Source organism: Propionivibrio sp. (genome assembly GCF_017995515.1).
Taxonomy (GTDB): domain Bacteria; phylum Pseudomonadota; class Gammaproteobacteria; order Burkholderiales; family Rhodocyclaceae; genus Propionivibrio.
In genome coordinates this window covers 14,510-35,759 of the sequence record NZ_JAGOIT010000003.1, presented here as the reverse complement: position 1 = coordinate 35,759, position 21,250 = coordinate 14,510, and the positions used below count along the sequence as shown (strand labels likewise).

Genomic DNA, 21,250 nt, shown 5'->3' with positions numbered 1-21,250 from the left:
CCAGCGCTTAATGGAGAAACGCAATGAAGATGTTTGACAGACAAGTCTCGCTCGGCCTGATCATCGCCAGCCGCGAGTTCTTCAACGGCACGCTGGCGCTCGACGCGCGGCGCGACGTCATCGCCCAGCTCGACAAGCTCGGCATCGGCTATCACATCCTGCCGGTCGACGCGACGAACAACGGCACCGTCGAGACCAAGGAAGACGTGCGCAAGTACGTGCAGCTGTTCGACGAGCACCGCCACGACATCGACGGCTTCGTCGTCCTGCTGCCCAACTTCGGCGACGAGATCGCCGTCATCGAGACGATCCAGCGCTCGAAGCTCAACGTGCCGGTGCTCGTGCAGGCATCGAATGACGACCTCGACAAGGTCGACCTGCGCGGCCGCCGCGACTCGTTCTGCGGCAAGCTCTCGGTGTGCAACAACCTCTACCAGTACGGCATCGACTTCACCGACACGACGACGCATACCTCCGACATCGCCAGCGACGAATTCGCCGCCGACCTCGACCGCTTCGCGCGCGTCTGCCGTACCGTGAAGGGGCTGAAGAACGCACGCATCGGCAGCATCGGCGCGCGTACCGGCGCCTTCCAGACGGTGCGCTTCAGCGAAAAGATCCTGCAGGCTTCGGGCGTCACCGTCGTCACCGTCGACCTCTCCGAGATCCTCGGCGCCGCGCAGGCGATCAACAGCGACGCGCCGGAAGTCAAGGCGCAGCTCGACAAGATCGCCAGCTACGGGCGCATCCCGGCGCACATCAGGCAGGAGAACATCGTCAAGCAGGCCAAGCTCTCGCTCGCCGTCAATCGCTGGATCGAGGAAAACGAGTGCGACGCCAGCGCCATTCAGTGCTGGACCAGCGTGCAGGACAACTACGGCTGTGCCACCTGCCTGTCGATGAGCATGTTGAGCGAACGGCTGATGCCGAGCGCCTGCGAAGTCGACGTCGCCGGCGCCATCTCGATGTACGCGCTGGCGCTCGCTTCCGGCGCGCCACCCGCCCTGCTCGACTGGAACAACAACTACGGGCGCGAGCCGAACAAGTGCGTCGGCACGCACTGCGGCAACTTCCCGAAGAGTTTCCTCGGCGTCGAGCCGGAAATCTCCAACCTCGACGTGCTCGGCACGACGATCGGGCCGGAAAAGTGCTTCGGCGCGGTCAAGGGCAAGGTCGCCCCGGGCCCGATGACCTACTTCCGCATCTCGACCGACGACCGGCTGGGCAAGGTCAAGGGCTACGTCGGCCAGGGTACTTTCACCGCCGACCCGTTCGCCATGGACGGCGGCATCGCGGTAATCGACCTGCCGCGCATGCGCGACCTGTTCACGCACCTCTGTCGCCAGGGCTTCGAGCACCACGTCGCGATGGTGCGCGGCAGCCATGCGGATGTGGTCGACGAGGCCGTCTCGCGCTACCTCAAGTGGGACGTCTATCACCATGCGTAAGGTCGCTGCACAACCGCTGACCCCGGGCAACTGAACGATGACGGCACGGCGCGCGCCCCTGGCGTTGTGCTGTCGCCTGACTGGCGAACTCTCCCCGTTTGGCCGGACACGCAGCGCGTCCGGCCTTTTTTCGTGCGCCACGCGCGTTGCCAGAGTCATAATTGCCGGTTTTTGCAGAGAAATTTGCCACGAAGCGCGGCGCGCGTGCCGGTATACTCTCCACGCCGAAGACGACGCGCGAGCCGTCGCGCGGCATCGAGCATGCTCATCATGAGAACCGCACCGAGGGCACGAATGGCCATCCATAACGACAATACGCACCAGCAATTGCGCCTCGCGACGCAGATCGCCCGCCTCTACCACGAGCAGAATCGCACCCAGCCGGAGATCGCCCAGCTCTTGAGCATCACGCAGACGCGCGTCTCGCGCATGCTCAAGTTCGCCTCGGAAAACGGCATCATCCGCACGACCGTGCACGTCCCGCCCGGCATCTTCTCGGACATCGAGGATGAACTGCAACGCAAGTTCGGCGGCATCGAGTTCGTCGTCGTCGACGCCGCGCACCTCGCCGACGAGAACGTGTTGCCCGCGCTCGGCTCGGCGACCGCCGCCTATCTCGAGCGCGTCGTTCCTTCGTGCGAGATCATCGGCGTGTCGTCATGGAGCGAAACGCTGCTCACCGCTGTCGAGCTGATGCGCCCGCTCTCCACGGGCGCGACGACGCACATCGTCCAGGTCTTCGGCGGCTTCGGCCGCGCCAACTCGCAGGTCTACGCGACGCGCCTGACCGAGCGGCTGGCGCAGATCTCGAGCGCCGAGGCGATGTTCCTGCTCGCACCCGGCGTCGTCTCGTCCACCCCAATGCACGAGATGCTGATGAACGACGTCTCCTGCCAGCACGTCCTCGAATACTGCGGCAAGCTGTCGATGATCCTGATGGGCATCGGCTGCCTGACGCCGTCGCGGTTGCTGCAGGACAGCGGCAACGTGCTCGACGCCGAGGACATGGAAGAACTGCGCGAGCGCGGCGCGGTCGGTGACATCTGTCTGCGCTTCTACGACCGCGACGGCAAGCTCGTCGACTCGCACTTCAATCAGCGCGTCGTCGGCATCAGCGCCGAGCAGATCCTCGCCACGCCGCGCCGCGTCGCCGTCGCCGGCGGCAAACGCAAATTCGAATCGATCCGCGCCGCCCTGCGCGGCAAGTGGATCACGACGCTGATCACCGACCTCGACGTCGCGCAGGCGCTGCTCGATGATTGAATCGCACGAGTCGCCACTCGTGGCATAGGCACGCGGCTCATCGCGGCCAGAGCTTTGTAGCAGTTTCGAACAAGACGGCACCGCGCTCGCGGATACAGCGTTCGTCCCATTGCTTGCCCGAAATGATTCGGCCCGGTTGCGACAATCGCTTACACATTCATCATTCAACCTGCAAACCGCAGTTGGCCGATACATCAGGCGACATTTCCGGTCAACGCCGGCTGGATCGGCGGAACGATACCGGCGAGGGTGCGCTTAAGGTGATCACCAACGTGTTGCCAGACCGATGGGGGGTTCAACTGCTCCGCAGCGCGAAGGGCAAAGCCCTGAAGCAGGGCGGAGACACGCATCAGCGCTACCCGCGCCTGTGCAAAATGGGCATGCATGCTGGTCGGCTTGACCGTCGTTTGACCCGCATGTTCGGTTCTGCGCCCGACCGAAGCCATCAGCCACGGACGGCTGGTGATCGCCTCACGACGCGTATCGGGCGTCTTCAGCAGCCCCGGCTGCGCATGCGTGGCAATGTGCTCGTTGCCTGGACACTCCTCGACGCCCACAGCACCTGACGCAGTCCGGCCATGAGGTAGGTGTGACAGGCATGCGAGGGTCGTCCTGGCTTCTTCGGGCTGTAGCCGATCACAGCGCCTTGCTGATGCCCGTACAGGGCAAACCGGTCAGGTTGAGAAACTCGATGGAATACGCCAGCTGCCCCATCGGGGTGGCGGCGCTTTCCGTCTCCCAGCGCACCTGCACTCGCCCGGCCATCGTCTGCACGCCGGCACAGGCCGGCAGGGTTTCGTCTCGCTTGACGACCTTCTATTTCGATATTGATCCGGCACGAAGAAGTCTCAACTCCCGTTCGGGCTGAGCCTGTCGAAGCCCGCCCCACCCTTCGACAAGTTCAGGGCGAACGGACTTCGAACATTATCGCGCCGGATCAATCGCGTACCGTCTGTAGCAGGACAGGGGCGAAGGCCTCGAAGGCGCGCTTCCTGGTGTTCCGGTTCTCGTTGAGCGCCGCGCCAGCGCGTCGATGTCGATGTCGATGTCGATGTCGATGAAGATCATGCCGATCCGCCGCTTGCGCCGGTGCGCCAGCGGGATCATCTCGGCGAGCTTGAGCTGGCCGAACTGGCCGAACTGGCAGAAGCTCGACAACACCTTGGCGCAAGGCTCCATTGCTCAAGTCTATACGCAGCTCGGCGACCCTGGAAAATCGGCTTCAAGCACCCGCCTGGCGATCGTGCCGACGCTCTCGGCGGGCGCGGTGGACATCAGCGTTTAACCGAGCTGCTGGTATAGTCGGCGCCCCGTTCGACCTTCCTCACGGAACTCCCATGCTCAACATCGGCTGTCACCTCTCCACCGCCAAGGGCTTTCTCGCCATGGGCCGCGACGCGCTGTCGATCGGCGCCAACACTTTCCAGTTCTTCACGCGCAATCCGCGCGGCGGGCAGGCGAAGGCGATCGATCAGGCGGATCTCGATGCCTTTCTCGCCCTCGCCGCCGAACACCGGTTCGCGCCCTTGCTGGCACACGCGCCCTACACCCTGAACCCCTGCTCGGCCGACGAGAACACGCGCCGCTTTGCGCTGGAGACGATGCAGGACGATCTCGTGCGCATGGAGCGGCTGCCGGGCAATCTCTACAACTTCCACCCGGGCAGCCACGTCGGCCAGGGCGAGGACGCCGGCATCGCGCTGATCGTCGCCCAGCTCAACGCGGTGCTGACGCCGGCGCTGACGACGACGGTGCTGCTCGAGACGATGGCAGGCAAGGGCAGCGAGGTCGGGCGCACGTTCGAGGAGTTGCGGCGCATCCTCGACGGCGTCGTGCTGCACGAGAAGATGGGTGTCTGCCTCGACACCTGTCACATCAACGACGCCGGTTACGATGTGGTGAACGACCTCGACGGCGTGCTCGAAACCTTCGACCGCGTCGTCGGCCTCGATCGTCTGCGCGCGATCCACCTCAACGACAGCATGAACCCGCTCGGCGCGCGCAAGGACCGGCACGAACGCATCGGCCACGGCCACCTCGGGCTGGAGGCGATCACCCGCTTCATCAACCACCCGGCGCTGCGCCACCTGCCCTTCCTGCTCGAAACGCCGAACGACCTGCCTGGCTATGGCGAGGAAATCGCGCTCCTGCACGGCGTGTTTCGCGCCTGACCCGAATCGGCGCTACCATTCGCGCCTGATTTTCCCCACCTGGATTGCAGAGGCCAAGACCATGAACAAGACGGCTGTCAGCCTGATCGGCGCACCGACCGATATCGGCGCCGGCACCACCGGTTCGCGCATGGGCCCGGACGCCTTGCGCGTCGCCGGCATCGCCGGGGCGATCGCGCAGTTCGGCATCGACGTGCGCGACTGCGGCAACGTCGGCGGCCCGGCCAACCCCGGCCTGCCTGCGATCGACGGCTTCCGCCATCTGCCGGAAATCGTCGAGTGGAACCGGGCGGTGCACGACGCCTTCTACGCCGAACTCAGCGACGCGCGGCTACCGATCCTGCTCGGCGGTGACCACTCGCTGGCCATCGGCTCGATCAGCGCCGTGGCGCGCCACTGCCGCGAGCGCAAGAAGAAGCTGCGCGTGCTGTGGTTCGACGCGCACGCGGACTTCAATACGGCGACGCTGACGCCGAGCGGCAATATCCACGGCATGCCGGTCGCCTGCCTGTGCGGGCACGGCCCGCAGGAACTGATCGAACTCGCCGGCCAGGTGCCGGCGCTCAGCGCCAAGGACGTGCGCCAGATCGGCATCCGCAGCGTCGACGAAGGCGAGAAGCGCATGGTGCACGACATGGGCATCGACGTCTTCGACATGCGCTTCATCGACGAAACGGGCATGCGCCACGCGATGGAGCTGGCGCTCGCGTTGATCGGGCCGGACACGCACCTGCACGTCAGCCTCGACGTCGACTTTCTCGACCCGGACATCGCGCCGGGCGTCGGCACCACCGTACGCGGCGGGCCGACCTACCGCGAGGCGCAGTTGTGCATGGAGATGATCGCCGACACCGGGCGGCTCGCCTCGCTCGACATCGTCGAGCTCAACCCGGCGCTCGACGTGCGGAATCGGACGACCGAGCTGGCGGTCGACCTGATCGAAAGCCTCTTCGGCAAGAGCACGCTGATGCGGAAGCGGCCCGGCGGGATCTACTGACGCCGGGGCATCCGCCGGCCCGTCACCTGCTTCCTTACTTCGGCGCCGCCTCGGCGACGAAGATTTCGACGCGGCGATTCTGCGCTCGCCCTGCTTCCGTGCTGTTGGTCGCGATCGGTTCGCGCGAACCGCGCCCGTCGATGCCGATGCGGCTCAGGAGCACGCCGCGCGTGACGAGATAGTCGCGCGTCGCGTCGGCACGGTTGACGGAGAGCGGATTATTGACGGCATCGGAGCCGCGGTTGTCGGTATGGCCGATGATGCGCACGGTCGTGGCCGGATTCTGATTGAGCGTCGTGGCAAAGCGATCGAGGATCGGCCGCAGGCTGGACTTGATCTGATAACTGCCCGAGTCGAAGGAGATGTCGCTCGGGATCTCCAGCTTGAGCTGGTTATCCTGCGTCTGCGTCACCGTCACGCCGCTGCCTTGAGTCGCCTGCTCCATTGCCGCGCGCTGCTCCTGCATGCGCTTGGACCAGAGATAGCCGCCGCCGGCCCCCGCTGCCGCGCCAATCGCCGCACCGGCCGCCGCGCCCTTGCGGCCACCGGTCGCCGCGCCAATGACGGCCCCGGCGACGGCGCCGATACCGGCACCCTTGGCCGTATCGCTCTGCGTCTCGGTCATGTTGGCGCAACCGACCAGGCTGCTCGCGGCGAAGGTGGCAATGGTGATCATCAGGGCAGTTTTTTTCATGGTGGTACCTCCAAGTTTTCGGTCCGGGAATGTCGAGTATAGGTTGAGGAACCGGTTTTCACCCGTTCTGCGGAGCTAACGCAGCAGCGGACTGATCGGAATACAAAGGGGCTCGCTTCTCGGTGCCTTGCATCCCGCCACAAGTGCGCTTTCTAGCGCTCGGCCGCCAGCGGCGCGTCATCCGGGATCGTGATGCCGTCGATTTCCTGGTGCATGAGCACGGCCGGCGCATCGACCCGCAGGCACCGGCAAACGTCGCCGATCTGCTGGAATCCGAGGCAGCGTTCGTAGTAGCGAACGTGGCGCGGATTGACTTCCATCACCGCGTCGCTCGCCGAAAAATGCTCGCGGCCGTAGTCGAGCGCCGCGCTGAACAGGTTGTTCAGCAAGTCGCGCGAGCTGAAGTCGGGATCGATGGCCAGGCGCGAGACTTCGCAGACGACGCGATCCGGACCGCGCAGGCCGTCGAGCACATTACCGTAGTGCGCGTCGGCGAGAAGGCCGATCGGCGAATCGCGGCGCAGCGTCAGCGTCGCGACAACCTCTTCGTAGTGCCAGGCGGCGAGCGTCACCCGGTTCTGCTCGTCGAGCGGTTGTCTGCGGGCTTCGGTCCGGTAACCGCGCCAGGCGTACATGCGCTGCACCAGCGAGTTGGTCAGCCCGTGCTGCTTCGGCGTGCGCGCCGGTCGGATATCGACGCCGCGCGGGCCGGACAAAGCCGCCCACAGCGAACGCAGCGGCGGCAGAGACTCTGGCGCGCGCTCGATCGGATGCACGCGGGAGGAAGTTGAATACTGCATGTCCTGGTTTCTTTATCCGAATGAACTGGGTCAGGCCGAAACGACGCCAAGGACGAGACCGGCAGGTTTTGGCGTGGAAGCGCTGTTTATGGCGTGGGCGGAACTGCCCGAATTTGCCGCAATGACGTTGATGTCGCCGCACAACTCACCGCCTTCGTCGGCGACCAGCTTGCCGTAGCGGATGGTGCCGCTGACGCGCCCGGTCGAGTGGATGATCAACTGCGAGCGCGCCGTCAGTTCACCCTCGAAGGTGCCGTGGATCTCGGCGATGTCGATGCTCACCTTGCCGGAGAACGAGCCGTTCTCGGCGATGCGGATGACGCGGCTGTCCATCGTCGCCTCGACGCGGCCTTCGACGACGAGCGTGTCGCAATCGAGAATCTCGGCGCCCTTGAGTTTGACGTCGGGCCCGACGATCAGACGCGCACCCATCGCGTCGTTGCCGGCGACCGGCGTCTCGTTCGACAGTACGGGCACGGCAGGCTGCGCCGCATCGACGACGGGCGCAGCCGGCAGCGCCTCCTTGACCGTCGGCGCGGGACGCCCGGGCAAACGCTCTGCCGGCGGGGGAGACGCGGTGCCGGACGAAGTCATTGGTGCGGAATCGCGGCGGTTAGTCGAATTTACGGGTTCGTTGCGCCCGAAGACGCCGGATTTATTGAACATGCTATTTCCTTCCAAGGTTTTTCAGCGTTAAAGACGCCAAGGCCTTAGCGATATCCGTGCCACGACGGTTTTTCAATGACAAACAACGACCTACGCAACACTCCTCATATTATCTATTAGATTCTTACGGGAAGATGTCGGGAAAAAGCGACAGTGCTTCGCCGGCTTTTTCGAATTGCCTTGCGAGACAGCGGATTAGCCTGTCGCCGGCTGGCGACAGGCGCGGCAAGTCCTTGCTACACAATGATTTTTACCGCAGCAATGCGCCCGGGCCACGAACGCCGTGGACGCATTTTCGTTCCCACGATGGCGCGCGAGCGGTCTAAACTGCGCTCTCGCGCCACGCCGGCGATCGCTTTTCCGCTGGCGGCGAAACTTCCCCGGATGTCTTCACGCCAAGCGATGTTCCGAATCTCCTTCCGCCAGAGCATGCTCGCCGGCTTTCTGCTGATCGCCGTGCTCCTCGGCTGGGCCGCCATCCAGAGCTGGCTCACGCTCGAGTACTTTGTCGCGCAGAGCCAGCGCGACAGTGCGCAGGCGCTCGAACTCAACGCGGCGATTCAGGAACTCGCCGAGCGGACGGTCGACCTCGAACGCAGCGGGCGCCAGTTTCTCGTGCTCAACGATCCCGTGCTGCTCAAGCGCTTCGACGAACACTCGGCGCTGGCGCTTACCGCCGTCGGCCGGCTCGAGGCGCTGCCGGGCGTCGCGCTCGGCGAATTGCCGCGCGACTGGCGCAGCAACCTCGAACAGCTCGGCGCCGGTCTGCATCGCCTCGCCGACAAGGACCAACTGCAACCGTTCCTGACCCGGCTCGGCGACCTCAACCGCGCGCTCGACCGGCATGGTCGGCAGTGGATAGACGCGCAGCACCAGGCGACGCTGACGACGCTCGAAGCAAGCCGCCTGCAGCTGACCGGCATGGTCGCCGTCGCCGTCGGTGGCGCCTTCGTTGTCGCGCTGGCGATGAGCTGGTGGCTGTCGCGCCCGATCACGACGATCGAAGGCGCGATCGAGCGCCTCGGCGAGAGCCGCTTCGAGGAGCCGGTCCACGTGCGCGGCCCGGCCGACCTGCGCCGCGTCGGACGGCGGCTCGACTGGTTGCGCCAGCGCCTCGGCGAGCTCGAATCGGAACGCGAGCGCACGCTGCGCCACGTCTCGCACGAACTGAAGACGCCGCTCACCGCCCTACGCGAGGGCGTCGCGCTGTTGCAGGACAAGGTCGTCGGGCCGCTTGAAGGCGCGCAACAGGAGGTCGTCGACATCCTGCAGCACAACGTGATGACGTTGCAGCAGCACATCGAAAGCCTGCTGCGTCTCAACGCCGCGTCGTTCGAGGCGCGCCGCCTGCGCTACCGGCCGGTGCCGCTGAAGAAACTCCTCACCGATGCCATCCAGGGGCGCGAGCTGCAAATCCAGGCGCGGCGGCTCGTCGTCGTGCCCAAGGCGCCGGCCGTTGCCCGGGCACTCGACGGCGACAAGCTGCTCGTCGTCCTCGACAACCTGCTTTCCAACGCCATCGACTTCAGTCCGGAAGGCGGCGTCATCCGGCTCGAAGCCGAAGTCGGCGACGATCGCGTGCGCATCACCTGTACCGACCAGGGGCCGGGGATCGCGCCCGAGGATGCCGAACGCATCTTCGAGCCCTTCGTGCAGGGCGCGCGCCCGGCGCCGACCAAACGCCAGGGCAGCGGTGTCGGCCTGTCGATCGTGCGCGAGCTGCTGACGGCAATGGGCGGCAGCATCGAACTGGTCAAGGGTCAGTACGGCAACGGCAGCAACGCGCCCGGCGCCAGCTTGCGCATCGAGGTGCCCTGTGAATAACGTGCCGATCAAACGACTTCTCCGCCGGGGCTGCTGGCTGCCGGTCGTCGTCATCATGGCCGGTTGCGCCACTGTGCCGGCGCCCGAGCCGATCGCGGAGGAAGCGACGAGCGAGGAAACACCGCGCGTCGAAGTCACGGTTGACGAGACCGCGATGCTGCCGTTGCTCGGCTACCTCCAGTTGCTGCCGCGCATGAGCACGCAGGAGCTGGCGCGTGAGCGCAAGACGCTTGCCGCGCTGCCGCAGACGCCGAGCGTGCGCTTGCGCATGGCGATGCTGCTCGGCCAGGCGCGCGCGCCGGCCAACCTGGCGCGCGCGCAGAGCGTGCTCGCCGGCATTCTCAAATCGAATGAGGCCAATGCGAACAGCCTGCATCCGCTCGCCCGCCTGCTGGCGACGCACTACGGCGAACGGCAGAAACTGGAACAACAGAACGCCCGCTTGACGACGCAAATGAACGAACTCGAAGGAAGACTCGGCGACAGCCAGCGCAGCAACGATGAACTGCAACGCAAGATCGACGCGCTCGCCGACATCGAACGCTCGCTGCCCAAACCGCCGGCCGGGGGCGATGGCGCGGGAGGCAGCCGATGAGCGCGACGGCCGCAAACGGCGCGCATCTACTCGTCGTCGACGACGACCAGGACCTCCTGCGCCTCCTGACCATGCGCCTGCACGCCTGGGGCTATCGCGTATCGACGGCGAGTTCGGCCGAGGAAGGGCTGGCGCGCATCGCCGTCGAGCCGCCGCAACTCGTCCTGAGCGACATCCGGCTGCCCGGCAAGGACGGCCTCGCGCTGTTCGACGAGATCCGCGCCACCCGGCCGACGCTGCCGGTGATCCTGCTCACCGCGCACGGGACGATTCCCGACGCCGTCGATGCGATGTCGCGCGGCGTCTTCGGCTACCTGACCAAGCCCTTCGACAGCGCCGTCCTGCGCGAGAAGATCGAACAGGCGCTGCAGCTCTCGCCGACCGGCGAAGTCCCGCAAGCCGGACAGGACGAAGCCTGGCGCGCCGGGCTCGTCTTCCGCAGCAGCCGCATGGCCGAGCTGATCGAGGAAGCGCGCGTCGTCGCCGCCTCCGACGCCAGCGTGCTGATCCGCGGCGAGAGCGGCACCGGCAAGGAAGTGCTCGCGCGCGCCATCCACCGCGCCAGCCCACGCGCCGGCGCGCCCTTCGTCGCCATCAACTGCGGCGCGATCCCCGAGCAGCTGCTCGAATCCGAGCTCTTCGGCCACGTCAAGGGCGCCTTCACCGGCGCGGCGACGGCGCACACCGGGCTCTTCCAGGCAGCCAACGGCGGCACGCTGTTCCTCGACGAGATCGGCGACATGCCGCTCGCCTTGCAGGTCAAGCTCTTGCGCGTGCTGCAGGACCGCGCCGTGCGCCCGGTCGGCGCAACACGCGCCGAGCCGGTCGACGTGCGCGTGCTCTCGGCGACGCACCGCGACCTCGAAGCGGCGATGGCCGACGGGCAGTTCCGCGAGGACCTCTACTACCGGCTCGACGTCGTCACGTTGGCGCTGCCGCGCCTCGAGGAACGGCGCGAGGACATCCCGCTCTTGGCCAGCCACTTCGTCCAGCAGCTCGTCAAAAAGTACGACAAGGGCATCGTCGGCTTCGCGCCCGAGGCGATCGAGACGCTGATCAACGCCGCGTGGCCGGGCAACGTGCGCCAGCTCTACAACGTCGTCGAGCAATGCTGCGCGCTGGCAACGACGCCGCTCATCCCGCTCGCGCTCATCCAGCGCGCGTTGCGCGTGCCGACGCTCGAAGCGCTCTCCTACGCCGAGGCCAAGCAGCGCTTCGAGCGCAATTATCTCGTCCAGCTACTGAAGCTCACCGACGGCAACGTCAGCGACGCCGCGCGCATCGCCGACCGCAACCGCACCGAGTTCTATCGCCTGCTGCAAAAACACGAGCTGACGCCCGACATGTTCCGCCGCCCGACTGACGCCAGCGATTCAGCCGGCTAAGCACTCGTCGTCACACCGGGAGCGCACTACCCCTCCGTGAGCCAATAAGCGGTGCTGCGCCCGCCCGCGCCCGTCTTGCTCAGTATCCCGCGCGCCAGCAGATCATTGATGTCGCGCAATGCCGTATCCGCCGAACACCTGGCGATGGCCGCCCACTTGCTGTTCGTCAATTTGCCGTCGAAGCCGTCGAGCAAGCGATTCAGTACTTTCACCTGCCGTTCATTGAGTGGTAGCGTCGCCCAGCGCTGCCAGTAGCGTGTTTTCAGGAAGACTGCATCAAGCGTCTGCTGGGCCTCTTCCGCCGCTCGCTGCAGACCGTCGAGGAACCAGAGCAACCAAGCCGTGACGTCCATCGTTCCCTTTTGTGTTCGCTCAAGAATTTCGTAGTAAGCCTTTCGCTCACGCTGAATCTGAGCGGACAGGCTGTAGAAGCGCTGCGGGCAGCCGTCGGCACGTGCGAGCAGCAGGTCGCCAATGGCCCGCGCGATCCGCCCGTTGCCGTCGTCAAAGGGGTGCAAAGTGACAAACCAGAGGTGCCCCAAGCCCGCCTTGATCAAGGGCGGCTCGCCGGAATCCGCATTCAGCCACGCGAGAAACCGCGCGGTTTCCGCCGCCAGACGGTCCGCCGGCGGCGCCTCGTAATGCACCTTCTGCCGACCCAAGGGACCGGACACCACCTGCATCGGCCCGTTGGCATCATCCCGCCAGTCGCCGACCCGTATCCTGGAAAGCCCGGAGTACCCGGTGGGAAACAACGCGGCATGCCAGCCGAACAAACGCGCCTGAGTCACCGGCGACTGACAGTTCGTCGTCGCATCGAGCACCATCTCGACCACACCTTCGACGTACCGGTCCACCGGTGCGACGGCGCCGATATCGACGCCCAGTCGGCGGGCAATACTTGAGCGGACGGAAGCGACATTCAACTGCTCGCCTTCGATCTCGCTGGTCTTGACGACATCGTCGGTCAGCGCCACCAGACTGGCCTGATCGCGCAAAGCCGCACCGACATCGACCAGGCGTCCGAGCAACAAGCCTTGCGCCCGGCTCACCTCGGCCATGGGCCCGGCCAGGGCCGCGAGGTCGTACTGCCAACGCGGCCAATCGTGTATTTGCCAGATGTAAATGCAATCACCGTAGTTCATGCGGCGATTATGCGAGTCTTTCACCGCAAAAGCCAAGAAATTCGCCGCACAATCCGCGGCAATTGGCCCGCGGATTCACCGCAAAGGGGACTCTATGGACATCGAATGGAGCAGAATGCACGCTGTCTTTTCCGCACCCCGGCGGTGGAAACGCACACGGCTTGTTTTCATTGCAGAGGACAATATTGCGGTCTCCGGCGACAACTTCGTCGGCGGCGTCAATTGGGAGGCGCAGTCCGGCGAGAAGTAGGCGCTGATGGCGTCTTATCTCGCAGATAATCGTTCGGCTTCGTTTTCAGGCTAGCGGAGCCGACGAACACAAGTTCGACTGTATTGCAGCTCGACCGAGTTGAGTAGCCTCGCAACCGCGTGTCAAGTTTAGCCGCAACATAAGAAATACTACCCTGGCAGCAATTTCACCAAACCCAACAGGCTGACTTGCAGAAATATGATTATCCGTTAGATAATTCTTCCTCAAAACAAACCTTCGAGGATAATAATGGACAGCTTTGACATACGTCGTGAAAATTTGATGGAGCTTGCAAAGCAATATAAGAGACAGAATTTATTTTGCGAGATGATCGAAATGAACCCGTCGTATATGTCGCAAATAAAAAGCAGAAGAAAGAACGTCGGCGATCAGATCGCTCGCATGGTCGAGAAGAAGTTAGGATTACCCCACGGGTACATGGATCTCCCTCAAAACGAAATCGCTTCAGTTAACCCGACAGCGGAGCCCACGCCTGATTCACTCTCACTCGAGGGTCTATCGGATCTGCAACGTGGTTGTTTACGCCGACTAGAAGCCCTAATGCGGTCATCAAAAGTGTCAGATGATGAATGCCTTGACCTGATGGTGAACTGGAAAGCCAAGCACGCTTGATATCAGTCACCGCATTCGGCGCAAGACGCCCCCGCCCCGTAGGGTGTCAATGCAGCGCAGCGGAATTGCACCGATCCATTCAACAAGACAAAAAAAACCGCTTTCCGGCCTCATATTCGGAAAGCGGTGAACCCACAAAGGAGACTCTCTTCACAACACTTGTTGCCCTCGTCACCCCGGCGTTCGCTGAAGTGACGAGTCTCGTGCGCAATCAGCCGTAGAGCGGGCCGAATACGTTGCAGGCGCGGAAGTCCTGGCCTTCCGGGTCCATGCCGAGGGCCGACCAGGCGGTCGGGCGGTAGATGGCTTCGTCCGGCACGTTGTGCATGCACACCGGGATGCGCAGCATCGAAGCCAGCGCGATGAAGTCGGCGCCGACGTGGCCGATGGTGAGCACGCCGTGGTTGGCGCCCCAGTTGGCCATCACCGAGTAGGCGTCGCGGAAGGCGCCCTGGCCGGTGATGCGCGGGGCGAACCAGGTCGTCGGCCAGGTGAAGTTGGTGCGGCGGTCGATCTTGTCATGCACGTCCTTCGGCAGATCGACGCTCCAGCCTTCGGCGATCTGCAGGACCGGGCCGACGCCCTTGACCAGGTTGAGACGCGTCATGGTGAAGGGCACGCCGCCGGCGGTGAGGAACTTCGACGAGAAGCCGCCGCCACGGAAGTATTCGTCGACGCCCGGGCACCATTCGGTGGCGTCGAGGCAGGCCTTGGCTTCTGCCGCCGAGACGTTCCAGAACGGTTTGATCGTCGGTTTACCGGCCGCATCCTTCTGCTGGCAGGAGCCGTCGAGCGCGGCGGCGCCGGAGTTGATCAGGTGGATGAGGCCGTGCTGGGCGACGCCTTCGAGCGTGTGGCCGGTGACGCGCTTGATCGCGTCCGGCGACCAATAGGTGCGCACGTCGGCGAAGATCTGCGCGGTGCCGGTGAGTTGCTTGCCGAGCAGCATGCAGACGCCGTTCAGGCTGTCGTTCTCGGTGGCCATGACGACCGGCTCGCGCACGCCGTTCCAGTCGAACGAGCTGTTGAGCAGCGCTTCGGCGGTGTCGCCGTTCGGGTACTGGTCAGTCCAGTGGCGCTGGCCCTGGAAGCCGCCGACGATGGCGTTGTAGCCGAGCGCTTCTTCGGTGAAGCCCTTGGCGGTGAGCTTGGCGTTGCCGTGCATCATGTCGCGCATGCAGATGGTCATGGCCAGGCTTTCGCGCAGGACCTGCTTCTTGTTTTCCGCGCTGCGCTGCTGTTCCTTCGGATTGAGATCCTCGCCGAAGCGGAAGTTGGCGTCAGCCCACGAGACGGCGAGTTCGAGTTCGGCTTCGTCGTAGATCTTCTTGTCGATGCGGCGGCGCAGTTCGGTCATGTCGACGGCCTGCACCTTCATGCCGAGGTAGGACTCGAAGAAGTCGTGATTGACGATCGAACCGGCGATGCCCATCGAGACGTTGCCGAGCGACATGTAGCACTTGCCGCGGATGGCGGCGACGGTGAGGCCGGCGCGGGCGAAGCGCAAGAGCTTTTCCTGCACGTCGGCGGGGATCGAGGTATCGCCGGCGTCCTGCACGTCACGGCCGTAGATCGAGAAAGCCGGCAGGCCCTTCTGGTTGTGCGCGGCGAGTGCGGCGGCCAGATAGACGGCGCCCGGGCGCTCGGTGCCGTTGAAGCCCCAGATCGCCTTCGGCCGCAGCGGGTCCATGTCGATCGTCTCGCTGCCGTAGCACCAGCACGGCGTGACGGTGATCGTCAGGCCGACGTTGGAGACCTTGAACTTGTCTTCGCACGCGGCCGATTCGGCCATGCCGCCGATGCAGGTATCGGCGATCACGCACTCGACCGGCTCGCCGGAGGCGTGGCGCAGATTCTTCTGCAGGAACTCGGCCGTGCGAATGGCCATGTTCATCGTTTGCTCTTCGAGCGACTCGCGCACGCCCAGGCGACGGTTGTCGATGGTCGGGCGGATGCCGATTTTGGGGAGAAGCTTTGCGTTCATATGTTTGTCCTCGTGTTATGTGGCGATACCGGGAGAGACATCAAAATCAGTTAGCGATCCAAGCGCAGGCAGCGGTGTGAGGGGTTGAAGCGGCGAGAAGAGGGGACTCGAAACTCAACGATACAACGATGGTAATCATATTTCGCCAGAGTGCTAACTCGAATCAGCACTATAGCCGCCGAAATTGAAATGTTCAACTGTTCGAGTTCGGAAATCATCCTGCCCGCCGTTCGCGCCGATCCTGTTGTATTTCTGCAAACCGGTCACAGCCTGCTACAAGAATCCGCCAAAGGGGGCACCAAAGGCTGTCAATCGGGCAACACTCATTGATAACCGTTCTTGCTATCGTGCAGTCGTCAGGTGGCCTTGCCTGACTTTTCATGAAAGGAAAAACATGTTCTCAACCTTGATCGTCATGGCGGTTCTGGCCATACCCTTCCTGCTCGAGTTGTACTTCAACGTGCCGCGCGGTTCCGAAACGGCGGACGAGGAGTACATTCCCGATGGACGGTGACCCGCCGGTGGGTAACGCCCACTCCCGATAGAACGGCCTCCAGAACTGGAGGCCGTTTTTGTTTGCTATGCTCGGGCCTTCGCCCGCCCTGGTCCCGCTCTGTGAATCCGTCATCCGCTCCGCACCCGCTTTTCTCGAACCACAAGGTCGTCGTCCTGCTCGCTTCGTTCTGCTGCCTGCTCTGGGGCAGCGCCTATCCGGCGATCAAGAACGGTTATGCGCTGTTTGCCATCGCGCCCGACGACATCGCCGCCAAGATGGTCTTCGCCGGCTACCGCTTCGCCTTCGCCGGGTTGTTGTTGCTGGTCATGGCCGCGCTGGGCAAACGCGAGGTCTTCAACCTGAACTGGCCGCGCCTGCGCCAGGTGACGACGCTCGGCCTGACGCAGACTTCAATCCAGTACGCCTTCTTCTACATCGGGCTGGCCAATACGACCGGCGTCAAGGGTTCGATCATGAACGCGACCGGCACCTTCTTCAGCGTGCTGATGGCGCACTTCATCTATCACAACGACCGGCTCAGCCGGAACAAGGTGCTCGGCTGCCTGATCGGCTTCGCCGGGGTGATGGTGGTGAATTTCAACCGCGAGCTGCTCGACTTTCACTTCACGCTGCTCGGCGAAGGATTCGTCGTCATCGCCGCGTTCGTGCTCTCCGCCGGGACGATCTACGGCAAGAAGATCTCGCAGACGATGGATTCGGTCGTCCTCACCGGCTATCAGCTGGCGATCGGCGGCGTCGCGCTGGTCGTCGTCGGCTACGCGCTCGGCGGCTCGCTGACCGGCTTCACGCTGCAATCGTCGGCACTGCTGCTCTATCTCGTGCTGCTGTCCTCGGCGGCGTTCGCGCTGTGGACCATCCTGCTCAAGTACAACCGGGTCGGACTGGTGACGGTGTTCAACTTTCTCGTTCCCGTATTCGGCGCGGTGCTCTCGGCCATCTTTCTCGGCGAGACGATCCTCGAATGGAAGAACGTCGTCGCGCTGGCGCTCGTCTGTTCCGGTATCTGGCTGGTGACGAAACAGCGCGACTGAAAAGCACTCGCGTTTTTCCGCGCAGCAGGAACAAGGGGCGCGTGATCGCGGATAATGGCGGCCTCCGCCGCGCATCACACCACCGCCCCTCTGAAAGTCTCCCTCGCAATGTCCTCGCCCGCCCACGAAATCCTCCAGCGCGTCTTCGGCTATCCCTCGTTCCGCGGCCACCAGGAGGACGTCGTCGAGCACGTCGCGAACGGCGGCGACGCGCTGGTGCTGATGCCGACCGGCGGCGGCAAGTCCTTGTGCTTCCAGATTCCTGCGCTGCTGCGTCCCGGCGTCGGCGTCGTCGTCTCGCCGCTCATTGCGCTGATGCAGGACCAGGTCGACGCGCTGCTGCAGGCCGGCGTGCGCGCGGCCTTCCTCAACTCCTCGCTCGATTTCGACGCCGTCGTCGACACCGAGCGCCGCCTGATGCGCGGCGAACTCGATCTGGTATACGTCGCGCCCGAGCGCCTGCTCACCGAGCGCTTCGGCGGCCTGATGGACCAGCTCGACGCGCGCGGCCAGCTCGCGCTGTTCGCCATCGACGAGGCGCACTGCGTCTCGCAGTGGGGGCACGACTTCCGCCCCGAGTACATCCAGCTCTCGGCGCTGCACGAACGCTATCCGCACATCCCGCGCATCGCGCTCACCGCGACGGCCGACGAGCTGACGCGGCAGGAGATCATCACCCGCCTTGGCCTCGACACGGCCGAAGTCTTCGTCTCCAGCTTCGACCGGCCGAACATCCGCTACACCGTGGTGGAACGCGACAATCCGCGCAAACAACTGCTTGCTTTCCTCGCCGACCACCGCGGCGAAGCGGGCATCGTCTACTGTCTTTCGCGGCGCAAGGTCGACGAGACGGCGGCCTGGCTCAAGCAGCAGGGCATCGACGCCCTGCCCTACCACGCCGGGCACGACGCCGAGACGCGGCAGCGCAACCAGCAGCGCTTTCTGCGCGAAGACGGCGTCGTCATGGTCGCCACCATCGCCTTCGGCATGGGCATCGACAAGCCCGACGTGCGCTTCGTCGCGCACCTCGATCTGCCCAAGAGCCTCGAAGCCTACTATCAGGAGACTGGCCGCGCCGGCCGCGATGGCGAGCCGTCCGAGGCGTGGATGACCTACGGCCTCAACGACGTCGTGATCCACCGCCAGATGATCGAGGAGTCGGCCTCGCCCGACGAGCAGAAGCGCGTCGAGCGGCAGAAGCTCGACGCCATGCTCGCCTACTGCGAGTCGGCCAAGTGCCGGCGCGTCGTGCTGCTCAACTACTTCGGCGAGGCGACGACGCCCTGCGCCAACTGCGACGTATGCAGCGACCCGCCCGAAGTCTGGGACGGCACGGTCGCCGCGCAAAAAGCACTCTCCGCCGCGCTGCGCTCCGGCCAGCGTTACGGCGCCGGCCACCTGATCGACATCCTGCGCGGCAAACCGACCGAGAAGATCCGGCAGAGCGGCCACGACCGGCTACCGACCTTCGGCGTCGGTGCCGATCTCGACGACATGGGCTGGCGCTCGGTCTTCCGCCAGTTGCTCGCCTCCGGCCTGCTTGAGGCCGACGCGCAGGCCTACGGTGCGCTCAAGCTGACCGAGGCCGCGCGGCCCGTGCTCAAGGGCGAAACCGTCCTCTCGCTGCGCCGCCACATCGCGCGCGCCAAGGGCAAGGCGACGAAAACCGGCGCAAGTGGAGGCGCAAGCGGCCGCAAGAACACCAGCACCGTCGTCTCACCCGCCGACGCCCCGTTCTTCGATGCCCTCCGTCAATGGCGCGCCGACAAGGCGCGCGAACAGGGCGTCCCCGCTTACGTCATCCTGCACGACCGCACGCTGCTCGAACTCGCCGCGCATCGCCCGGAGACAGCGGAAGACCTGCTCGAAATCCCCGGCATCGGCCAGGCCAAGGCCGAACGCTACGGCGAGGAACTGCTCGACGTGCTGACCGAAGCGGCGCAGCGATAAAGCGCGATCTCGGAGCCCGTAAAGAAACTCAAAGCCACCGCAGAGACACGGAGGCGCAGAGGAAACGCAGAGAAAAAGCACCGTTGCCAAAGATTTTCTCTGCGAAAACTCCGCGGCTCTGCGGCTCTGTGGCAGGTGTTTCGGCCGACAAGGCACGGCGCAACCGCCGCATCTGGAACTGTCAGCCGTCGATCGCCGCCTTTTCCGCGAAGCGCGCGCGCAGGGTCCGGAACAACCAGCTGCGTTGCGGCTCGACGCCGCTGCGCACGTATTCCAGGGGGCTAGGATCGAGGTAGAAGCGATTCTGCAACCCCTCAACCCCGCCCCGTCCGGCGAACAGGATGCGGTCGCCCGCTATCAGCTCGGTATCGAGCGGCGGCAACATGATCTCGATGTCGCCGCTCAACAGCAGGAGCGGCACGGCGGCCAGCGTCTCGGTCGCCTCCTGCGGATTGATCAGCAGCTCGCGCAAGCGCAGCGGATGCGCCGTCTCCCCGTTGAGCACCGCGCGCAGTCCGGGTGAGGCCGGCTCGCAGTTGAAGGCCCAGATGTGCGGGACGCGCTCGTCGAGCTCGGTCAGCAGGCGAACGGCGATCTGCTCCGCCGTCTTCGGCCCGTGCTTCCTGACCTGCAACAGGAAACGATTGAGCAGCGGCGAGACCAGCAGCTGCAGACACTCGCGCACCATGATCTCGCACTTCACGAAGCACAGGTTGGCACGCGCCGCCTCGATCAGGCTGCGCTGCGTGGCGTTGTTCTGACGGACGATGACGTGCAGATCCGGCTTGATCCGACGGGCGCGCGTCACGAGCGCCAGGTTCATCGCGTCGCGGTCAGCGCAGGCGACGATGCCTACCGCATCCGCGATCCCCGCGTTGTGCAGGCTGTCGATCGAGTTGTCGCCGTGTTGCAGATGCGGCTGGTCACACAGGCGGTCATTCGAGTCGATCGCCGTCCAGGTGGCGCCGCCGCGCTCCAGCGCGCGCGCCACGGCCTGACCGAAGCGGCCAAAGCCGAGGACCAGCCAGTGGCCGCGCGGGATCTCCGGCGGCACCGGGCAATTACTGCCCGGCACGCTCGACAGCCACTCCGCCACCCAGAGCACGGCCGGGGTGGCCAGCGCCATCTGCAGGTTCAGCGCGAAGCTCTCGAACGGATTGATGACGCTGATATTGGCGAAGCTGTCGAGGTTGGCCCAGGCCAGCGCGCTATGCACGCGGGCGATGATCGGCAACTCAGGCGCCAGCGCAGCGGCGCCGATGGCGATCGCCTGCACCGCTTCGTCGTCACCGACGAGCACGATCAAGGCCTTGCAGCGCGGATGCGTCACGCCGGCATCCTTGAGCACCTCGGGCCAGCGCGCGTCGGCGCACAGCGCGAGCGGCGGCTCCTTGTAGTCATCGACGTCAGCCTGCGCGGCACGCTCGGGGCGCAGCTCGATCAGCACGCTGCGCGTTCCCAACGCATCGAAGGCATGGGCCAGCGCCATGCCGCTCTGGCCGTAGCCGGCGATGATGTAGAAAGGCTCGTCCAGCCAGCGCACCCGGCGCGCCAGCCGGCCGCGCGCGACGGTAGTGCGGAAAACCGGTTCCTGCACCAGCGCGAAGATGCTGCCCAGCGCATACGCCCAGCAGATGACCGAGAGATAGATCGAGAAGGTGACCCAGGCGCGCTGGGCGTCGGTGAAGACAAAGGGCAACTCGCCGAAGCCGATGGTCGTCGCCGTGTAGCTGACGACGTAGAAAGCGTGGAAGAAGCTCAGTGAGGCCGGCAGCCCTTGTCCATCCAGGCCGGGCATTGCCACCAGGCCCGCCACCGAGATGGCGTAGGCCAGGATCAGCGTGATCAGCGGGACGCGCAGCCGGCGCAGCGCGATGAACAGGACGTCTCGCACGGC

The 21,250-nt window shown here is 64.9% G+C and carries 20 protein-coding genes; 12 read left to right on the top strand and 8 right to left on the bottom strand.

The genetic code is table 11. The features are described 5' to 3' along the window. Nucleotides 1–23 precede the first annotated feature (23 nt). Together KBA32_RS00985 and KBA32_RS00980 are read left to right on the top strand one after the other, a co-directional pair. Complete coding sequence (locus tag KBA32_RS00985; RefSeq protein WP_294353920.1) at nucleotides 24–1,448, top strand: fucose isomerase; 1,425 nt, start codon at nucleotides 24–26, stop codon at nucleotides 1,446–1,448. A 294-nt stretch (nucleotides 1,449–1,742) separates the two neighbouring features. Next, entirely contained in the window at nucleotides 1,743–2,711 is a 969-nt protein-coding gene (locus KBA32_RS00980) for a sugar-binding transcriptional regulator (protein WP_294353918.1), read from the top strand. Between the two features lie 194 nt (nucleotides 2,712–2,905). Here the strand turns inward: KBA32_RS00980 and KBA32_RS00975 are convergent, their stop codons facing one another. After that, nucleotides 2,906–3,268 (bottom strand): hypothetical protein, encoded by a 363-nt coding sequence (locus KBA32_RS00975; protein ID WP_294353916.1) that lies wholly within the window; start codon nucleotides 3,266–3,268, stop codon nucleotides 2,906–2,908. Between the two features lie 79 nt (nucleotides 3,269–3,347). Then, nucleotides 3,348–3,476, bottom strand: coding sequence for a hypothetical protein (locus tag KBA32_RS00970; protein WP_294353913.1), 129 nt, complete (start codon nucleotides 3,474–3,476; stop codon nucleotides 3,348–3,350). Between the two features lie 268 nt (nucleotides 3,477–3,744). On the opposite strand from KBA32_RS00970, the gene KBA32_RS00965 reads away from it, so the two are divergent. The 3 genes from KBA32_RS00965 (at nucleotide 3,745) to rocF (ending at nucleotide 5,879) form a co-directional block, all read left to right on the top strand. After that, nucleotides 3,745–3,996 (top strand): hypothetical protein, encoded by a 252-nt coding sequence (locus KBA32_RS00965; protein WP_294353911.1) that lies wholly within the window; start codon nucleotides 3,745–3,747, stop codon nucleotides 3,994–3,996. Nucleotides 3,997–4,048: 52 nt separating this feature from the next. Beyond that, nucleotides 4,049–4,882, top strand: a complete 834-nt coding sequence (locus tag KBA32_RS00960) for a deoxyribonuclease IV (protein WP_294353908.1) — start codon at nucleotides 4,049–4,051, stop codon at nucleotides 4,880–4,882. A 61-nt stretch (nucleotides 4,883–4,943) separates the two neighbouring features. Further along, nucleotides 4,944–5,879 carry an arginase gene (gene rocF, locus KBA32_RS00955; protein WP_294353906.1) on the top strand — a complete coding sequence of 312 codons (936 nt, stop codon included), beginning with the start codon at nucleotides 4,944–4,946 and terminating at the stop codon, nucleotides 5,877–5,879. Between the two features lie 34 nt (nucleotides 5,880–5,913). Here the strand turns inward: rocF and KBA32_RS00950 are convergent, their stop codons facing one another. The 3 genes from KBA32_RS00950 to KBA32_RS00940 form a co-directional block, all read right to left on the bottom strand. Next, nucleotides 5,914–6,573, bottom strand: coding sequence for an OmpA family protein (locus KBA32_RS00950; RefSeq protein ID WP_294353904.1), 660 nt, complete (start codon nucleotides 6,571–6,573; stop codon nucleotides 5,914–5,916). A 152-nt stretch (nucleotides 6,574–6,725) separates the two neighbouring features. Next, on the bottom strand, nucleotides 6,726–7,373 hold the full coding sequence (locus KBA32_RS00945; protein WP_294353899.1) for a GNAT family N-acetyltransferase: 648 nt from the start codon (nucleotides 7,371–7,373) through the stop codon (nucleotides 6,726–6,728). A gap of 30 nt (nucleotides 7,374–7,403) precedes the next feature. Further along, on the bottom strand, nucleotides 7,404–8,039 hold the full coding sequence (locus tag KBA32_RS00940) for a polymer-forming cytoskeletal protein (RefSeq protein ID WP_294353897.1): 636 nt from the start codon (nucleotides 8,037–8,039) through the stop codon (nucleotides 7,404–7,406). 402 nt (nucleotides 8,040–8,441) lie between these two features. On the opposite strand from KBA32_RS00940, the gene KBA32_RS00935 reads away from it, so the two are divergent. Genes KBA32_RS00935 through KBA32_RS00925 form a run of 3 tightly spaced genes read left to right on the top strand, consistent with a single transcriptional unit; the run spans nucleotide 8,442 to nucleotide 11,843 of the window. Then, the gene (locus KBA32_RS00935; protein ID WP_294353893.1) at nucleotides 8,442–9,863 is read left to right on the top strand and encodes an ATP-binding protein; all 1,422 of its coding nucleotides are present in this window, start codon (nucleotides 8,442–8,444) and stop codon (nucleotides 9,861–9,863) included. Next, nucleotides 9,856–10,458, top strand: coding sequence for a permease (locus KBA32_RS00930; RefSeq protein ID WP_294353886.1), 603 nt, complete (start codon nucleotides 9,856–9,858; stop codon nucleotides 10,456–10,458). Before KBA32_RS00935 ends, KBA32_RS00930 begins: the two co-directional genes overlap by 8 nt. Beyond that, the gene (locus KBA32_RS00925) at nucleotides 10,455–11,843 is read left to right on the top strand and encodes a sigma 54-interacting transcriptional regulator (protein WP_294353884.1); all 1,389 of its coding nucleotides are present in this window, start codon (nucleotides 10,455–10,457) and stop codon (nucleotides 11,841–11,843) included. Before KBA32_RS00930 ends, KBA32_RS00925 begins: the two co-directional genes overlap by 4 nt. Nucleotides 11,844–11,869: 26 nt before the next feature. Here KBA32_RS00925 and KBA32_RS00920 read toward each other — a convergent pair whose 3' ends face one another. Continuing rightward, nucleotides 11,870–12,988 (bottom strand): Fic family protein, encoded by a 1,119-nt coding sequence (locus KBA32_RS00920; protein WP_294353882.1) that lies wholly within the window; start codon nucleotides 12,986–12,988, stop codon nucleotides 11,870–11,872. 94 nt (nucleotides 12,989–13,082) lie between these two features. Here KBA32_RS00920 and KBA32_RS00915 point away from each other — a divergent pair, with 94 nt between their 5' ends. Beyond that, nucleotides 13,083–13,238 carry a hypothetical protein gene (locus tag KBA32_RS00915; protein ID WP_294353879.1) on the top strand — a complete coding sequence of 52 codons (156 nt, stop codon included), beginning with the start codon at nucleotides 13,083–13,085 and terminating at the stop codon, nucleotides 13,236–13,238. A gap of 249 nt (nucleotides 13,239–13,487) precedes the next feature. After that, nucleotides 13,488–13,871, top strand: coding sequence for a hypothetical protein (locus KBA32_RS00910; RefSeq protein ID WP_294353875.1), 384 nt, complete (start codon nucleotides 13,488–13,490; stop codon nucleotides 13,869–13,871). A gap of 211 nt (nucleotides 13,872–14,082) precedes the next feature. Here KBA32_RS00910 and KBA32_RS00905 read toward each other — a convergent pair whose 3' ends face one another. Further along, the gene (locus KBA32_RS00905; protein WP_294353872.1) at nucleotides 14,083–15,855 is read right to left on the bottom strand and encodes an L-fucose isomerase; all 1,773 of its coding nucleotides are present in this window, start codon (nucleotides 15,853–15,855) and stop codon (nucleotides 14,083–14,085) included. A 615-nt stretch (nucleotides 15,856–16,470) separates the two neighbouring features. On the opposite strand from KBA32_RS00905, the gene KBA32_RS00900 reads away from it, so the two are divergent. Both KBA32_RS00900 and recQ read left to right on the top strand, forming a co-directional pair. Continuing rightward, nucleotides 16,471–17,403, top strand: coding sequence for a DMT family transporter (locus tag KBA32_RS00900; protein ID WP_294353871.1), 933 nt, complete (start codon nucleotides 16,471–16,473; stop codon nucleotides 17,401–17,403). Nucleotides 17,404–17,511: 108 nt separating this feature from the next. Continuing rightward, nucleotides 17,512–19,353: a DNA helicase RecQ gene (gene recQ / locus KBA32_RS00895; protein ID WP_294353868.1), complete on the top strand. Its 1,842-nt coding sequence runs from the start codon at nucleotides 17,512–17,514 to the stop codon at nucleotides 19,351–19,353. 181 nt (nucleotides 19,354–19,534) lie between these two features. Here the strand turns inward: recQ and KBA32_RS00890 are convergent, their stop codons facing one another. Further along, entirely contained in the window at nucleotides 19,535–21,247 is a 1,713-nt protein-coding gene (locus KBA32_RS00890; RefSeq protein WP_294353865.1) for an NAD-binding protein, read from the bottom strand. Between the last annotated feature and the right edge of the window lie 3 nt (nucleotides 21,248–21,250).

Coding starts and splice junctions, on each gene's coding strand:
- rocF (WP_294353906.1), top strand. CDS start 4,944: ATGAACAAGACGGCTGTCAGCCTGATCGGCGCACCGACCGATATCGGC.
- KBA32_RS00970 (WP_294353913.1), bottom strand. CDS start 3,476: ATGGCCGGGCGAGTGCAGGTGCGCTGGGAGACGGAAAGCGCCGCCACC.
- KBA32_RS00985 (WP_294353920.1), top strand. CDS start 24: ATGAAGATGTTTGACAGACAAGTCTCGCTCGGCCTGATCATCGCCAGC.
- KBA32_RS00965 (WP_294353911.1), top strand. CDS start 3,745: ATGTCGATGTCGATGTCGATGTCGATGAAGATCATGCCGATCCGCCGC.
- KBA32_RS00940 (WP_294353897.1), bottom strand. CDS start 8,039: ATGTTCAATAAATCCGGCGTCTTCGGGCGCAACGAACCCGTAAATTCG.
- KBA32_RS00945 (WP_294353899.1), bottom strand. CDS start 7,373: ATGCAGTATTCAACTTCCTCCCGCGTGCATCCGATCGAGCGCGCGCCA.
- KBA32_RS00905 (WP_294353872.1), bottom strand. CDS start 15,855: ATGAACGCAAAGCTTCTCCCCAAAATCGGCATCCGCCCGACCATCGAC.
- KBA32_RS00980 (WP_294353918.1), top strand. CDS start 1,743: ATGGCCATCCATAACGACAATACGCACCAGCAATTGCGCCTCGCGACG.
- KBA32_RS00920 (WP_294353882.1), bottom strand. CDS start 12,988: ATGAACTACGGTGATTGCATTTACATCTGGCAAATACACGATTGGCCG.
- KBA32_RS00960 (WP_294353908.1), top strand. CDS start 4,049: ATGCTCAACATCGGCTGTCACCTCTCCACCGCCAAGGGCTTTCTCGCC.
- KBA32_RS00925 (WP_294353884.1), top strand. CDS start 10,455: ATGAGCGCGACGGCCGCAAACGGCGCGCATCTACTCGTCGTCGACGAC.
- KBA32_RS00950 (WP_294353904.1), bottom strand. CDS start 6,573: ATGAAAAAAACTGCCCTGATGATCACCATTGCCACCTTCGCCGCGAGC.
- recQ (WP_294353868.1), top strand. CDS start 17,512: ATGTCCTCGCCCGCCCACGAAATCCTCCAGCGCGTCTTCGGCTATCCC.
- KBA32_RS00935 (WP_294353893.1), top strand. CDS start 8,442: ATGTTCCGAATCTCCTTCCGCCAGAGCATGCTCGCCGGCTTTCTGCTG.
- KBA32_RS00910 (WP_294353875.1), top strand. CDS start 13,488: ATGGACAGCTTTGACATACGTCGTGAAAATTTGATGGAGCTTGCAAAG.
- KBA32_RS00915 (WP_294353879.1), top strand. CDS start 13,083: ATGGACATCGAATGGAGCAGAATGCACGCTGTCTTTTCCGCACCCCGG.